The sequence below is a fragment of the Achromobacter sp. Bel genome (assembly GCF_012928505.1).
In the GTDB taxonomy this organism is placed as follows: Bacteria; Pseudomonadota; Gammaproteobacteria; order Burkholderiales; family Burkholderiaceae_B; genus Achromobacter.
In genome coordinates this window covers 134,404-148,980 of the sequence record NZ_JABBJN010000006.1, presented here as the reverse complement: position 1 = coordinate 148,980, position 14,577 = coordinate 134,404, and the positions used below count along the sequence as shown (strand labels likewise).

The 14,577-nt window shown below is 66.4% G+C and carries 13 protein-coding genes; 2 read left to right on the top strand and 11 right to left on the bottom strand.

Going from position 1 to position 14,577, the window contains the following annotated elements; translation table 11 throughout:
* Position 1: 1 nt before the first annotated feature.
* From HG262_RS06405 to HG262_RS06375, 7 genes are read right to left on the bottom strand one after another with little or no spacing between them, the layout of a single operon-like run.
* A complete protein-coding gene (locus HG262_RS06405) occupies positions 2-1,444 on the bottom strand; it encodes an NAD(P)/FAD-dependent oxidoreductase (protein WP_169270215.1) in 1,443 nt (480 codons plus the stop codon).
* Positions 1,441-1,749: a (2Fe-2S)-binding protein gene (locus HG262_RS06400; protein ID WP_006227750.1), complete on the bottom strand. Its 309-nt coding sequence runs from the start codon at positions 1,747-1,749 to the stop codon at positions 1,441-1,443. The genes HG262_RS06405 and HG262_RS06400 overlap by 4 nt, the downstream gene beginning before the upstream one ends.
* On the bottom strand, positions 1,733-2,890 hold the full coding sequence (locus tag HG262_RS06395; protein WP_169270214.1) for an FAD-dependent oxidoreductase: 1,158 nt from the start codon (positions 2,888-2,890) through the stop codon (positions 1,733-1,735). Before HG262_RS06395 ends, HG262_RS06400 begins: the two co-directional genes overlap by 17 nt.
* Positions 2,890-3,690, bottom strand: a complete 801-nt coding sequence (locus tag HG262_RS06390) for an ABC transporter permease (protein WP_169270213.1) — start codon at positions 3,688-3,690, stop codon at positions 2,890-2,892. Before HG262_RS06390 ends, HG262_RS06395 begins: the two co-directional genes overlap by 1 nt.
* A 1-nt stretch (position 3,691) precedes the next feature.
* Positions 3,692-4,558, bottom strand: a complete 867-nt coding sequence (locus tag HG262_RS06385) for an ABC transporter permease (protein WP_169270212.1) — start codon at positions 4,556-4,558, stop codon at positions 3,692-3,694.
* Complete coding sequence (locus HG262_RS06380) at positions 4,555-5,616, bottom strand: ABC transporter ATP-binding protein (protein WP_169270211.1); 1,062 nt, start codon at positions 5,614-5,616, stop codon at positions 4,555-4,557. Before HG262_RS06380 ends, HG262_RS06385 begins: the two co-directional genes overlap by 4 nt.
* A gap of 55 nt (positions 5,617-5,671) precedes the next feature.
* Entirely contained in the window at positions 5,672-6,703 is a 1,032-nt protein-coding gene (locus HG262_RS06375; protein ID WP_169270210.1) for an ABC transporter substrate-binding protein, read from the bottom strand.
* Positions 6,704-6,834: 131 nt separating this feature from the next.
* On the opposite strand from HG262_RS06375, the gene HG262_RS06370 reads away from it, so the two are divergent.
* On the top strand, positions 6,835-7,638 hold the full coding sequence (locus HG262_RS06370; RefSeq protein ID WP_169270209.1) for a GntR family transcriptional regulator: 804 nt from the start codon (positions 6,835-6,837) through the stop codon (positions 7,636-7,638).
* Here the strand turns inward: HG262_RS06370 and HG262_RS06365 are convergent.
* Genes HG262_RS06365 through HG262_RS06355 form a run of 3 tightly spaced genes read right to left on the bottom strand, consistent with a single transcriptional unit; the run spans position 7,625 to position 12,416 of the window.
* The gene (locus tag HG262_RS06365; protein WP_169270208.1) at positions 7,625-9,346 is read right to left on the bottom strand and encodes a hydantoinase B/oxoprolinase family protein; all 1,722 of its coding nucleotides are present in this window, start codon (positions 9,344-9,346) and stop codon (positions 7,625-7,627) included. The genes HG262_RS06370 and HG262_RS06365 overlap by 14 nt on opposite strands.
* Positions 9,343-11,397 carry a hydantoinase/oxoprolinase family protein gene (locus tag HG262_RS06360; protein WP_169270207.1) on the bottom strand — a complete coding sequence of 685 codons (2,055 nt, stop codon included), beginning with the start codon at positions 11,395-11,397 and terminating at the stop codon, positions 9,343-9,345. The genes HG262_RS06365 and HG262_RS06360 overlap by 4 nt, the downstream gene beginning before the upstream one ends.
* Positions 11,398-11,435: 38 nt before the next feature.
* Complete coding sequence (locus tag HG262_RS06355) at positions 11,436-12,416, bottom strand: tripartite tricarboxylate transporter substrate binding protein (RefSeq protein WP_169270206.1); 981 nt, start codon at positions 12,414-12,416, stop codon at positions 11,436-11,438.
* 174 nt (positions 12,417-12,590) lie between these two features.
* On the opposite strand from HG262_RS06355, the gene HG262_RS06350 reads away from it, so the two are divergent.
* On the top strand, positions 12,591-13,472 hold the full coding sequence (locus tag HG262_RS06350; protein ID WP_169270205.1) for a LysR family transcriptional regulator: 882 nt from the start codon (positions 12,591-12,593) through the stop codon (positions 13,470-13,472).
* Positions 13,473-13,481: 9 nt separating this feature from the next.
* Here HG262_RS06350 and HG262_RS06345 read toward each other — a convergent pair whose 3' ends face one another.
* Positions 13,482-14,315, bottom strand: coding sequence for an AraC family transcriptional regulator (locus tag HG262_RS06345; protein WP_169270204.1), 834 nt, complete (start codon positions 14,313-14,315; stop codon positions 13,482-13,484).
* Between the last annotated feature and the right edge of the window lie 262 nt (positions 14,316-14,577).

Here is a 14,577-nt window from a genome sequence, read left to right as displayed (position 1 = left end):
GTCACTTTTTCAGGCGGACGACGGCTTGACGCGAATCGTCGGTCTGCGGCAGCGACGCAAGCTCTCCCAAGGTCAGCGGCTTGGTCGGAAAGCGCAGCCGGTAATAGCCAACTTCCTGCGTCGGCACGCCGCGCTCTTCGGCGATGATCTCTGCCACGGTCAGCCCGCAGAAGCGGCCCTGGCAGGGCCCCATGCCGCAACGCAGGAAAGCCTTCATCTGGTTCGGCCCCATGCAACCCAGTTTGACCGTCTCGCGCACTTGCGCGGCCGTGACTTCCTCGCAACGGCAGACGATGGTGTCGCCGGTGGGGCGCCGGAAGGCGTCAGGCGCCTTGTAGAGCGCGTCGAAGAACTCGCGGCCCCTCACGGCACGGGCCAAGGCGTCGCGCGGCGCCACGGCCTCGCTGTCGCGTTTGCGGGCATCGATGCGGCCCAGCAGATGCGCCGCCTGCAACGCGGCCAGCCGCCCGCGGTGCTCCGCCGCCAATGCGCCCGCGATGCCGGCGCCGTCGCCTGCCATGCCGATGCCGTCGACGGATGTCAGGCCCCATGCGTCGACCTGCGGCTCCCAACAGTCCAGCGCGTCGTTCCAGCGGTGTTCCACGCCCACCGCGCGCGACAGGTTCACGTTGGGCACCACGCCCTGGTGCAGCATCAGCTGATCGGCGGGCAGCGTCTTGGTGACGCCGCCGGCGGTGTAGCGCACACTTTGCAGCTTGTCGTCGCCCAGCGCTTCCAGCGACGTGACGCCCTTGACGATGGGCACGGCGGCCTTGACGGCGCGCAGCAGCTTCAGCCCTTTACCCAGATAGGGCGACCGCAGGAAACCCCAAACCTTGGACAGCGCCTGGCCCATGCGTCCTGGCGGCGTGGTCTCCAGCAACGCGTCGATCTTCACGCCGGCGTTCAGGTATTGCCAGGCCACCAGATACAGCAGCGGGCCGCTGCCGGCCAGCACGGTCCGGTCCGCCGGCACCACGCCCGCGGACTTCAGCAGGATCTGCGCCGCGCCCGCCGTGATGACGCCGGGCAGCGTCCAGCCCGGGATGGGGAAGGGACGTTCCTGGGCGCCCGTGGCCAGCAGCAGCCGGCGCGCGTGCACGATGCGCGCCTCGCCCGCCACTGAATATGCCACCTCGAAGCCCTTCTCCGGATGCGGCGCCGTATGTTCCGCCACGGCCCAGACGGTGGCGCCCGGCACATAGCGCGCGCCGGACTGCAGGAAGGGCGCGACCAGCGATGCGCCATGCCAATAGTCTTCGCCCAGGATGCCGCGGTCGGTCACGGGCGTAGTGGTGATGGCCCGATAGATCTGTCCGCCCGGCGCCGGCTGTTCATCCAGCAGCACCGTGTCAACGCCCAGGCCGGCGGCCAGCGTCGCCGCCGCCAATCCGGCCGGGCCTGCGCCCACCACCAGCAAATCGCATTGCGTCGTATCGATCATGCCTGCACCTTGCGCGCGCCCAGCTGGCGCTCGATCTTCATGCCTTCGCGCACGGCCGTCATGCAGCCCTGCTGGTTTGCCTGTCCGTCGATAGTGACCAGGCAGTCGTAGCACACGCCCATCATGCAATAGGGCCCGCGCGGCACCTCGTTCACGGCCGTATCGCGACAGGCCGATACCCCGCCGGCAAACAGCGCCGCCGCCACGCTGTCGCCCTGCCGGCATTGCAGTTCGGCCCCGTTGACCGTCACGCGCACCGGCGCGCCTTGCGTCTGGCGCTGCGCCTCGTCAAGCCTCTTGAACATGGAACCTCCGGGTCGAGAAGGGCGCCATGTCGTCGGCAAGCTTGCCGGCCACGATCATGGGCGCCAGATTGAGGGCGTGCGCGGCGGCCAGCGTCACGCCGCTGTGACAGGTGGCGACGAAGGCGCCGGGGCACGTTTCGGATTGCTGATAGATCGGAAAACCGTCCTTGGACATCACGCGCAGCGCCGCCCAGCTACGCACCACCCGGACCTCCCGCAAGGCGGGCAGGGTGCGCACGGCGCGGTCGGCCAGCGTGCCCAGGATGGGCAGGCCCACCAGGTTGTCCACATAGCCCGCTTCCTCTTGCGAGTCGCCGATCAGCCACGTGCCCTCATCGGTTTGGCGAAGGGTGGACAACGGCGTCTCCAGCATGCGCCGCGTGCGTTCCAACACCACGATCTGGCCGCGCTGCGGGCGTACCGGCACATCCAGGCCCACCTGCGCGCCCAGGTCCTTGTTCGACAGGCCCGAGGCCAGCACGACCTTGCGCGCACGCACGGTGCCGGCAGGCGTGCCGATATCGAACACGCCGTCCCGCTGCTTGATACTGAGCGCCGGGCGACGCGGCAGGTAATCCACAACCCGCTGTGCAAAACTCATGTGCAGTGCGCGCAACAGCTTCAGCGGATTGGCAATGCCGTCCACCGGCGTCCACGTCGCGCCCCGCACCTCGGGCCCGATGCCGGGCACCAGGTCCGCGACTTCCGCGCGATCCAGCAGCTTCCAGTCGTATTGCGCCATGCCGGGCTGCGCCAGCAGGGTCCGCATGAACGTGGCGCGGGCCTCCATCTCTTCATCGCTCAAGAGCGCATGCAGGCCACCACGCTGCTCCAGATGCACGTCCACGCCGGTTTCCTCCAGCAGCTGCGCGGCAAGCCGGGGCCAGCCCGAGGCCGACGTCATCGTCCACACGCCGTAGCGCGGCAGGCCCATGCCCTTGCTCTGCACCCACACCAGTCCGAAGTTGCCGCGCGACGCGCGATACGCCACATCGCCTTCGTCCAGCACCGCGACATGGTCCAGTTCGCGCCGCAAGCCGTAGGCAATCGCGGAGCCCACCAGCCCGCCGCCGATCACCGCGGCGTCGTAGATGCCGCGATGCACGGGCGCGCGGGGCGCCAGTTCTTTCTCGTCCGTCATTAGCGTCCCTTTCCTACAAACAGCTTTTCCAGGCCGACCACGCGGTCCAGGATGAAGATGGCGATGATCGTTACATAAATGAGCACGGCCGACACGGCGGTCACCAGCGGGTCGATGGTGTCTTCGATATGCAGGAAGATGCGTACCGGCAGGGTGGTCGTGGACGGCGAGGCGATGAAGATGGACATCGTCAGTTCGTCGAAACTGGTGATGAAGGCGATGACCCAGCCGCTCACCACCCCGGGCAGCAGCAGCGGCAGCACCACGCGGCGAAACGCCGTCCAGTTCGAGGCGCCCAGCGACTGCGCGGCACGCTCCAGCGCCGGGTCGATGCCGGTGGCCGACGCCAGCACCAGGCGCAGCGCGTACGGCATGACCAGGATGACGTGCGCGATCACCAGGCCCACGTAGGTGCCGGCCAGGTCCACCGTCGTGAAGAACTTCAGGAAGGCCAGGCCCAGCACCACATGCGGAATCATCAGCGGCGACAGGAAGAACGCGACCAGCGCCTCACGGCCGCGGAAGCGGTTGCGGGCCAGGGCCAGCGCGCTGGGCACTGCCAGTGCGATCGCCAGCGTGGCCGACAAGGTGCCCAGCCCCAAGCTGAACCAGAACGCCTCGATGAAACGCGGGTTGTCCAGGATGGCGCGAAACCAGCGCAGCGACAGCCCGCCCGTCGGCAGCGATATGAACCCCTCGGAGGTGAACGCCACCGCGCACACCATGACGATGGGCGCCAGGATGAACAGGATGAAAACCGCATGGAAGATCAGGCCGATGGGACCGTTTCGGAATGGCATCTCAGGCTCCCGACTGGTTGAAGACGGCGCCGTACTTGCGCTCGATGATCCGGTTGGCCGATAGCAGCACGACCACTGTCGCCAACAGCAGCACCACCGCCAGCGCCGCGCCCAATGGCCAGTTCAGCGTGTTCAGGAATTCGTCGTAGGCCGCCGTGGCCACGTTCTTTAACCGGCGCCCGCCGATGATGGCCGGCGTGGCGAAGGAACTGGCCGCCATCGCGAACACCATGATCGCGCCCGACAGGATGCCCGGCATGACCTGCGGCACGATGACTCGGCGGATCACGGTGAACTGCGAGGCGCCCAGCGACAGCGCCGCGGCTTCCGTGGCCGGGTTGATCCGCTGCAGCGACGCCCACACCGAAATCACCATGAACGGCACCAGCACGTGCGTCAGCGCAATCGCCACGCCCAGGTTGCTGTACATCAGGTCCACGGGCGTGGAGATCAGCCCGATGGCCATCAAGGCCTTGTTGATCAGGCCAGTGGAACCGAACAGCAGCGCCCAGCCCAGGGTGCGCACCACCACCGAAATCAGCAGCGGTCCCAGCACCACCATCAGGAACAGGCCCTTCCACGGATTGGCCATGCGCGACAGCACGTAGGCCTCGGCCGTGCCCAGCACCAGGCAGGCCAGCGTGACGGCGGCCGCCACGCCGAAGGTGCGCGCGTAGATCTCGTAGTAGTAGCCGTCGGTCAGGATCTCGATGTAGTTCTTCCACGTGAACGTGGCCTGCATGCCGCCGTAGAACTGGAAGTCGAAGAAGCTGATCAGGAACACCAGCGCCATCGGCACCACCAGGAAGGTGGCGTACACCACCAGCGCCGGCGCGCTCAGCACCCAGGGGTTGGCGCGCGCACTCATGACGGGCGGCCTTGCGGCGCGGACGCCACCGTGCACATGTCCTGCGCACGCCAGCGCAGATGCACGGTCTCGCCTTCTGCAGGCACCGGCACGCCGTCGTTCTGGCGGATCACCATCACCTCGCCCACCGACGTCTCGACCTGGCACAACCAATGGTTGCCCTGGAAGACGCGCGTCTTCATGCGTCCGGGCAGCGCACAGGCGGCCGGTTCGGAAAACAGGATCTTCTCGGGGCGCACGATCACCGTGCCCTGCGGCACGGGCGCGCCATGCATGGGAATATGCGCATCGCCCACGCGGGCGCGCGTTTCGCCGTCGTATTGCTCGGGCAGCGGCGTGAACACGTTGGCCTTGCCCAGGAAGCCGCCCACGAAATGGCTGGCGGGGCCTTCATAGGCCTGGAACGGGTCGGCCACCTGTTCCACGCGGCCCTGGTTCATCACCACGATGCGGTCCGACAGCGCCAGCGCTTCGGACTGGTCGTGCGTCACCAGGATGGTGGTAGTGCCGATCGTGCGCTGGATGCTGCGCAGTTCCAGCTGCATTTCCTCGCGCAGCTTGGCGTCCAGGTTCGACAACGGCTCATCCAGCAACAGCACGCTGGGCCGGATGACCAGCGCGCGCGCCAGCGCCACGCGCTGCTGCTGCCCGCCGGACATCCGCGCCGGATGGCGGTCCGCCAGATGCGCCAAACCCACCAGCTTCAGCGCGTCGGCCACGCGCGACTCGCGTTCATCTTTTTTTATCCGCTGCATCTCCAGGCCGAACGACACGTTCTCGGCCGCGGTCATGTGCGGAAACAGCGCGTAGTTCTGGAACACCAGACCCAGGCCGCGCTTGTTCGCCGGCACGCGGCTGACGTCGCGGCCATCCAGCACGATGCTGCCGCCGGTGGGTTCGACAAAGCCCGCGATCATCTGCAGGGTGGTGGTCTTGCCGCAGCCCGACGGCCCCAGCAGGGAAATGAACTCGCCCCGATTCACCGACAGGCTCAGCGCTTCGACGGCGGTCGTGTCGCCGTAGCGTTTGGAGAGGCGGTCCAACACTAGATAGGTCATGAAAGCTCCCGTGGGCGGCGGACTGCGCCGCCCCGTTTTCACTGCCGGCTGCGCGTCAGCGCTCGATTTCCCGCGTCCAGCGCTTGTTCCACTCGTCCCGGTTCTGGTTGACCGTGTCCCAGTCGATCACGATCAGATCAGCCGCCCGCTTGCCGATCGGCAGCGGCACGCGGGGGTCGTCCTCCACCTTGGCCTTCTTGTTGACGGGCCCGTAGCCGTAGGCGGACGCCAGCTTTTCCTGCACCTCGGGCGTGACCAGGTACTGCACGAAGGCCTGCGCCATCGGGTTGGTGGCCGACTTGGCGACCGGGCAGACGGACGACAGCAAGGCATAGGCGCCTTCCTGCGGATAGACGAAACCCACCGGGAAACCGGTGTCGGCAAACGACTTGGCACGGCCGCTGCCCCAGACCGAGATCACCGCCTGGCCGCTGGAGAACAGTTCCGTCATCTTGCCGGGAGACGGCTCGTAGACCAGCACGTTGGGGCCGACCTCGTTCTTGAACGTGGTGAAGCCGGCGTCGATCTTCTTCTCGCCTCCGCCGCCTTCGCGGGCGTACTCCACCAGCGCGTGCAGGCCATAGGTGTTGTTCAGCGGCGGAACGACCAGCTGCTTCTTGTACTTGGGATCTTTCAAGTCCTTCCACGACGTGGGCGGCGCCCACTTCTTTTCGTCGAAGACTTTCTTGTTGTACATGATGCCGGTAGCCACGATACCGATGGCGACGGCCTTGTCGTCCTTGTAGCGCGCGGTGCTGTAGATATCGTCGGCAGGCAAGCCCTTGATGGGCTCGCAAAATCCCAGCGCGATGGCCTGGTACATGGGGCCGTCGTCGATGATGGCCACGTCGATCTGCTGGTTGCTTTTCTGCGCCTGCAGCCGCGCCACCGTGTTGGTGGAGTTGCCGGCCACGTAGTCCAGCTCGACGCCATGCTGCTTGGCAAACGGCGGGAAGATGTCCTTGCGCATGATGTCTTCGAACGAGCCGCCGTAACCGGCCACCACCAGCTTCTGCTGCGCCGCCGCATTGGCGCTGAGCCCTGCGGCCACCGTTGCGGCCGCGATCACTGCAAGTACCTTGCCCATGAGAACCCCCGATTGTTGGTACACTTTGTCCGTACATGAATGTCCGGACAAATAATGAATCCGACGAGACACCGTTGTCAATCGGTTATTGTCCGTACAAACCCCATATAACAATGCAAGGAGCCCTCCCCATGACCCGATCCTCCGAGCGCGCGGCCGGCCCTGGCGGAGCACGGCAAGCGCGCGGGAAACCCGAATCGCACGCGCCGGATGGCGACGGTGGCGGCCCCCGGTACAAGAGCATTTTTCAAACGCTGTCGCAGGACATCAGCGCCGGCCGCTACCCCGTCATGACGCTGCTGCCGACCGAGCACGAGCTTTGCGACCAGTTCAACGCCAGCCGCCACACCGTCCGCGAAGCCATCCGCATGCTGACGGTGGCCGGCATGGTGTCTCGCCGCCCCGGCGTGGGCACCCGCGTCGAAACCGCCCGCGCCAGCACCCGGTTCACGCAGCGCATCTCGCAGTTTCCCGACCTGCTGCAATACGCGCGCAATGCGGCCCTGCTGGTGCAGGACGTGCGCACCATCAAGCTGCCCAAGCGGCTGGCGGAAGCGCTGGGTTGCACCGCCGACAAGTCCTGGCTGCACATCAATTCCATCAAGACCCTGGACGATCAGGACACCGCCGCGGCCAGCACGCTGATCTACGCCGACCCCGAACATTCGGACGTGCGCGTCGAGGTCAAGTCGCGCATTTCGCTGCTGCGCCTGATCGAAGATCACTTCGGCGACCGCATCACCGAGGTCAACCAGGAGTTCTCGGCCACGCCCATCAACGCCACGATCGCCAAACAACTCAAGGTCGAACCCAAGACGGCGGGTTTCGTCATCACCCGCCGCTACTACGGCGACGGCGGCCTGCTGCTGCTGGCCACCATCACCACCTTCCCGCACGACAAGATGAAGTATTCGATGACGCTCAACGTGGGATGAGGGGCGCGGCGCCATAGGCGGCAAGCGCCGCCTGATCGCTGATCTTCCCGTCCGCCAAGTCCCGCTCGATGCGGGCGCGGGCCCGCCCGGCAGGCGCGCCATACCCGCCGCCGCCCGGCGTCTCGATGCGCACGCTGTCCCCCGGCGCCAGGGCAATATTGGCCGTCTTGGAGAACAATTCTTCCTCCTGCGGCGTACCGAAGTTGCGGATCAGCCGCGCGCGGCGCCCGTCGCCACCGCCGTCCACGCCGGCGGCCACGCCCACTGTATGGCTGTCCGACCGCGCCGAGAACACGATGCCCGGCCCCACCGCGCGGATCTGCTTGGCGATCGCCAGCCCGCCTCGCGTGCGCCCCACACCGCCCGAATCGGGGATCATGGCGTATTCGTCCATCATCAACGGATACTCGTTTTCCAGCGCTTCGACAGGCAGGTTGGACGTGTTGGTCATATGCACATGCACCGCGTCCATGCCGTCCGCATCGAAGCGCGCGCCCGCGCCGCCACCCAGCGTTTCCAGATACACAAAGTGCCCGGCACGTTCGCGCCAACGGCCCGAAAACACGATGGCGGGGCAGCAATCGTTGCTGGACGCCATGGTCTTCTCAGGCGGCAGCAAGCCGCGGAACGCGCCGAAAATCGCACCCGCCACTTTCTGCGCCGTGATCGACCGCGCGCCCACCGCCGCCGGATGCTCCGGGTTGGTGATGGTGCCTGCCGGGGCCGAGACCGTGATGGGATCGAACAGGCCGGCGTTGGGCGCCAGGTCCGGATCCAGCAGCGCCTTGACGGCGTAGTACACGCAAGCGCGCAACGCGTTGAACGGCAGGTTCATCGCGCCCCGCGCCTGCTTGCCGGAACCCTCGAAATCGAAATGCAGGTTGCCAGGGCGAACCGTCAACGTCACCTGGATCGGCACCGGATCGCCGCCCATGCCATCGTCGTCCAGATCGCTGCGGAAGGTATAGCTGCCCTGCTGCAGCTCCGCGATGCGGTTCAGCAGGCGGCGGCGCGTGTAGGCGATCACGTCGTCCACCGAACGCAGCACCGCATCCAGCCCCATCTGCCGAATCAGGCCTTGCACGGCGGCCGCGCCCCGGCGGTTGGTCGCCATCTGCACGCGCAGGTCCAGCACGCGCTCCTCGGGATCGCGCGTGTTGGCGCAGATCAGGCGCAGCATGTCCTCGTCCGTCTCGCCGTGTTTGGCGATGCGGCAGGCGGGAATGCGGATGCCTTCCTCGAAAATGGATTTCAGGCCGCCCGCGATGGATCCCGGCACGGCCCCGCCCACATCGGAATGGTGCGCGATATTAGCCGCGAAGAAGCGCAGTTTTCCTTCCCAGAACACGGGGGTGACGATGTTGATGTCGGGCAAATGGCTGCCGTCCGCCAGGTAGGGGTCATTGCAGATGAAGACGTCGCCGTCGCGGATGTCGTCAGTCTTGAACGTGCGCAGGATCGCGCCCATCGCGCCGTCCAGCGACCCCAGGTGCAGCGGGATCTGCGTGCCTTGCGCCACCAGCCGGCCGGCCGCATCAAACAAGGCCACCGAGCAGTCCTTGCGCTCCTTGATGTTGGTCGAGAACGAGGCGCGCACCAGCGTGTTGTTCATGTCTTCGGTGATGGACAGCAGGCGGTTGCAGAACACCTCCATGCCGATCGGGTCGGCCAGCGCGACGCTGGAGCCGGAATGGTCGGGCTGGGTCATGCGAAGCCTCCTTGCAAACGGATGATCAGGTTGCCGTATTCGTCCACGCTGGCATGCTGGCCAACGCCGACAACGGTGGTGGAGCTCATTTCCTCCAGCAGGGCGGGGCCGGTGAAGCGCGCACCGGTCGGCACGCGGTCGCGGTCGTATACCGGTGTCTCCTGCCAACCGTGCACGGCGCCGAAATAGGCCTTGCGCTGACCGATCCTGGCGTCCGCGAGCACGCCGCCGATCTGGCGCGGCGCAAGCGGCGCCTTCACCACCTGGCCCACGGCCTGCATGCGGCAGTTGATGATCTGCACCTTGCGGTCATCCACCGTGTAGCCGTATTCGCGTTCGTGCGCGTCGGCGAAGCGGCGCGCGAATTCCGCGTGGCCGCCCGCGCCAGTGTCGTCCAGGCTGACCTGCACTTCAAAGTTCTGGCCTTCGTAGCGCGCGTCGATGGCGCTGCGGTAGACGCGAAGCGCGGGATCCACGCGCTCCTCCGCCAGCCAGTTTTCGGCTTGCGTGCGCAGGCCCTCGAAGATGGCCGCGATCGCAGGCCACGTGTCTTCTCCCGCCAGCGAGATCTCGCTACGCACGAAGTCGAACGAGATGTCGCTAAGCAGGATGCCGCGCGCACACATGGTGCCCGGCTCCTGCGGCACGATCACAACAGGGATGCCGCATTCCTCGGCCACTTCCACCGCATGCAAGGGCCCTGCGCCGCCGTAGGCGTACAGCGCAAAGTTCGACAGGTCGTAGCCGCGCTCGGTGGACACCGCTCGAATCGCGCGGCTCATGTTCGCCGCCGCGATGCGCAGGATGCCTTCGGCAGCCGCGTCCCGGTCCAGGCCCAGCGGCTTGGCCACGCGGTCTTCGATCACCTGCCGCGCCGCCTCCGCGTGCACCGGCATGCGGCCGTTCAGCAGCGCCACCGGGTTCAGCCGCTGCAAGGCGATCTCGGCATCGGTGATGGTCGGCTCCTGGCCGCCGCGGCCATAGCCCACCGGCCCCGGGACCGCGCCCGCGCTGTGCGGGCCCACTTTCAGCGCGCCGGCATCGTCCAGCCACGCGATGCTGCCACCGCCCGCGCCGATCACATGAATGTCCACCATCGGCGTCTTGACGGGATAGCCCGCCACGTGACGATGCGAGGTGAACAGCGGACGGCCGTCGCACACCAGCGACACATCCGTGCTGGTGCCGCCCACGTCGAACGTGACGAGGTTCAGGCTGCCGATGGCGCGGCCCACAGCGGCCGCGCCCACCACGCCCGCCGCCGGCCCGGACAGGCAGGTCCGCACCGGATACTGGCGCACGGTGGCGATCGACATCAGGCCGCCGTTGGAGTGGATGGTGTGCGGTTCGTGGCCGATGCCCAGGTCGCGCACCCGCTGCAGGAACCGTTCCAGGTAGCGTGCCATCTTCGGCCCTACGGCGGCATTGAGTACCGTGGTGGACAGGCGCTCGTATTCGCGGAATTCGGGCAGCACGTCGGATGACTGGCTGATGTAGACGCCGGGCATGGCGTCGGCCACGATCTGCGCGGCACGGCGCTCGTGTTCAGGATTGCGATATGCATGCAGGAAGCAGATCGTCACGGCCTCGATGCCGGCCGCGGCGAACTGGCGCGCGGCGGCCAGCACCTGCGCATCGTCCAGCGGCGTCAGCACCTCGCCCGCCGCGTTCACGCGCTCGTCGACTTCGATGCGGAATTCGCGCAACACGGCCACGGGCGGCTTGCCCACGCTGTAGTCGTACAGGTGAGGCCGCGTCTGGCGGCCGATCTCCAGCACGTCGCGAAAGCCACGCGTGGTGATCAGCCCCACGCGCGCGCCTTTGCGTTCGATGATGAGGTTGGTGGCGACTGTCGTGCCATGCCCCACGTGCGACACCTGCGAGGACGTCACGCCGTGGTCCGCCAGCATCTGGCCAATGCCGGTGGCGATGGCTTCCGAGGGGTCGTGCGGCGTGGAAGGCACTTTGTGAAAGTGCACCACGCCGGCGTCCTCGTCGATCATCGTGAAATCGGTAAACGTGCCTCCGACGTCTATCCCTATGCGATACATATCGTTCTTTCCAAAAAGAGTCTTGTGGAGCGGGCGGATCAATCCAGACGGATGTCAGCCTTCTTCACCACCTGGCACCACTTGCTGATTTCATCTTTGATCATCGTGCCGAACGCGGGCCCGGCCACATCCGACACCTGGGCGCCTTGCTGCTCCAGATATGTCTTCATGGCGGGCGCGTGCAAGGTCTGCACCAGGCCGTCGGTGAGTTTTTGGCGCAGCGGTTCGGGCAGGCCGGCCGGCGCCAGCATGCCGAACCACACCATGGCCTCGTAACCCGGATAGCCGGATTCCGCCACGGTCGGCACATCGGGCAGCATCGGCGAACGCTGCGGCGAGGTCACCGCCAGCGCCTTGATCTTGCCGTCCTTGATGTAGGGGTAGGACGTCATCACCACGTCCACCATCATGTTGATCTGCCCGCCCACCAGGTCGATCAGCGCCGGCCCCGAACCGCGATAAGGCACGTGCACCATGGATACACCGGCCGTGGTCTTGAAGAGTTCCGCCGCCAGGTGGTTGGACGTGCCCTGGCCGTTGGAGGCGAAGGAGTACTTTTCGGGTTCCTTCTTCAACAGCGCCACGAATTCTTGCAAGGTGTTGGCGGGCACCGATTGGTTGACCGACATCACGTTGGGAATCGTGGCCACCACGCTCAGCGGCGTGAAGTCCTTGATGGCGTCGTACGGCAGCTTGGAATACACGCAGGGCGCACTGCCATGCGTGCTGACCGACCCCATCAGGATGGTGTAGCCGTCGGCGGGTTGCCGGGCCACGTATTCGGTGCCCACGGTGCCGCCCGCACCGGGGCGGTTTTCGACGATGACGTTGGCGGACAGGCGTTGGCCCAGTCCTTCGGCCACCTTGCGCGCGATCAGGTCGGTCGAGCCGCCGGCCGCGAACGGCACGACGATGCGAATCACTTTATCCGGCCAGGCGGCGCTGGCGGATCCGGTGGCCGCAAACAACGCGACCCCGGCGGCAATGCGACAGCAACGGCGTATCAGCCCTGAGTTCATGGCTTGGTTTCCCCTTGTTGATAGAACTTCCTTGTGGCCGGATCATGCGTGTCCGGCCTTGGTTCGCTGCAACAACAAGGCCATGCTAGGCCTGCGGGTTCAATGACAGCAGCCCTGCAGGTTTATATTTGTATAACTGCCATTTATAGGTACGCGGCCGTGAAGAATCCGGACTTGAATCTGCTTCTGCATTTCGACGCCCTGATGGCGTGCCGCAATGTTTCGCGGGCGGCAGAGCAGCTGAACATCAGCCAGCCGGCGATGAGCGCGGCGATGAACCGGCTGCGCCAGCTGTTCGGCGACCCGTTGCTGGTACGTGAAGGGGGTGCCTGGCAGCCCACGTTGCGGGCGATGGAGCTGCACCAGAATTTCAAGCCGTTCCTGGAAAGCTGGCACCGGGCCACGCGCACCCGCGAGGCCTTCGACCCGGCGCACTCGTCGCGCACGCTGACGTTCTATGCCACGGACTATGTGCAGTTCACGCTGTTGCCCAAGCTGATCCCACGGCTGGCGGTGGACGCGCCGCACTTCCAGTTGCAGATCGTGCCGGCGCGCCCGCAGCACGGTCTGAGCATGCTGGACACGAATCACGTGGAATTGATCGCGGGCTATTTTCCAGACCCGACGCCGGACCTGCGCACGCGCTTCCTGTACCAGGAGCCGGCGGTCTGCATCGTGCGCGAAGGACATCCGTGCCTGCGAAAGCGCTGGAACCTGGATGCCTATCTGCGCTACGGTCACCTGGACCTGGCGGCGCACACGCGCTATTTCAGCACCGCGATCGACCGCATCCTGATGGGGCAGAACCGTAGCCGCAAGATCGTGGCGACGTTGTCCAGCTATCTGGTCTGCCCGTTCATCGTGGAAGGCTCGGACCTGATCGCGACGATGCCGGTCAGCATTGCGCGTGCAATGACGGGCGCGGCGCGCATTGTCACGTTGAAGGTGCCGCTGACGCTGCCGCCGATCGCCGTGTCGCTGTACTGGCACGAGCGCTATCAGGACGATCCCGCGCACGCCTGGCTCAGGCAGTACCTGGCCGGCGTGCTGGGGTAGGCGCGGCCCTTATTTCAGCGGCAGGCAGATGCGGGTCTGCAATTGCGCGGGCAGGGTGGTGCGCGGGTCGTTCATGTACTGCTCGAACATGGGGAAGTCGGCCGGCACCATGCCGCTGGCGGGCAGCCATTCCGAGAACAGCCAGTTATAGGGCTTGCCCATTTCGTTGTAAGGGCCGGTGTAGGTAAGGATCGCGCAGCGGCCGGCCGGGATCTCGAAGCGTTCCAGTTCGCCACCCAGTTCCGCATCGGGCGCAACCGGCATGCCGGCCAGCGAACGCAGCTGGCTTTCCGGTACTTGTTCAGGGTCGTCGAAGTACACGCCGAAGCCGACGGTCGCCGGGTTGGCGATGCCCCGGCCGATGGCCAGCATGAAGGCGCGGCTGAAGACGGTGCCGATTTCTTGATAGCTGCCGCGGTGCGGCAGCGCGGCCAGCGTGACGCCGGGAAAGTGTTCGATGGCAACGGGGTACATGGCAAGCTCCTGGGAGTCGAGGGGTTGGGAGCGCGCAGTCCGATACCGGCCCGGCGAAATGCCGAAGACGGCCCCGAATGCCCGGTTGAACGCGGCGTCGGATTCGTAGCCGGCGCGTTGCGCAACGTCCCTCAACGGTGCCTGCGACCCCGCCAGCGCGACCGCGGCGCGATGCATGCGGATGCGCTGGACGGTGGCGTTGACGGTCTCCCCCATCATGGCGCGGTAGACGCGGTGGAAGTGATAGGGGGACAGGCAGGCCAGGTCCGCCAGCCGGTGCAGGTCAGGGTCGGCATCCGGGTGGGAGGCCAGCCAGCGCAGGACGGGGTCGAGGCGTTGAGCGTAGAGGGTTCGGGTTTCGGGCTTCATGCTTGCTCCTTGGAGGGCAATGTAGCTTTGGGGGGTTTGCAGATTTTGCGGTTTTTCTTGGGGGAGTATTGTCGTTGTTCTGATGCGTGATGCGATGTTCTTTTGGCGCCTGGTGTGGCGGCCGCCGGCGGAGCGCGGGTCAACGATTGCGGTCCGGAGCCTTCGCTCCGGACCGCCCCGTCGTCATCTTCGTTGTTGCCTGCGGCAACTGCCTACAGATTCCCTCGGGCTGATCGACTCCCCGCGCCCCGCCGGCGGCCGC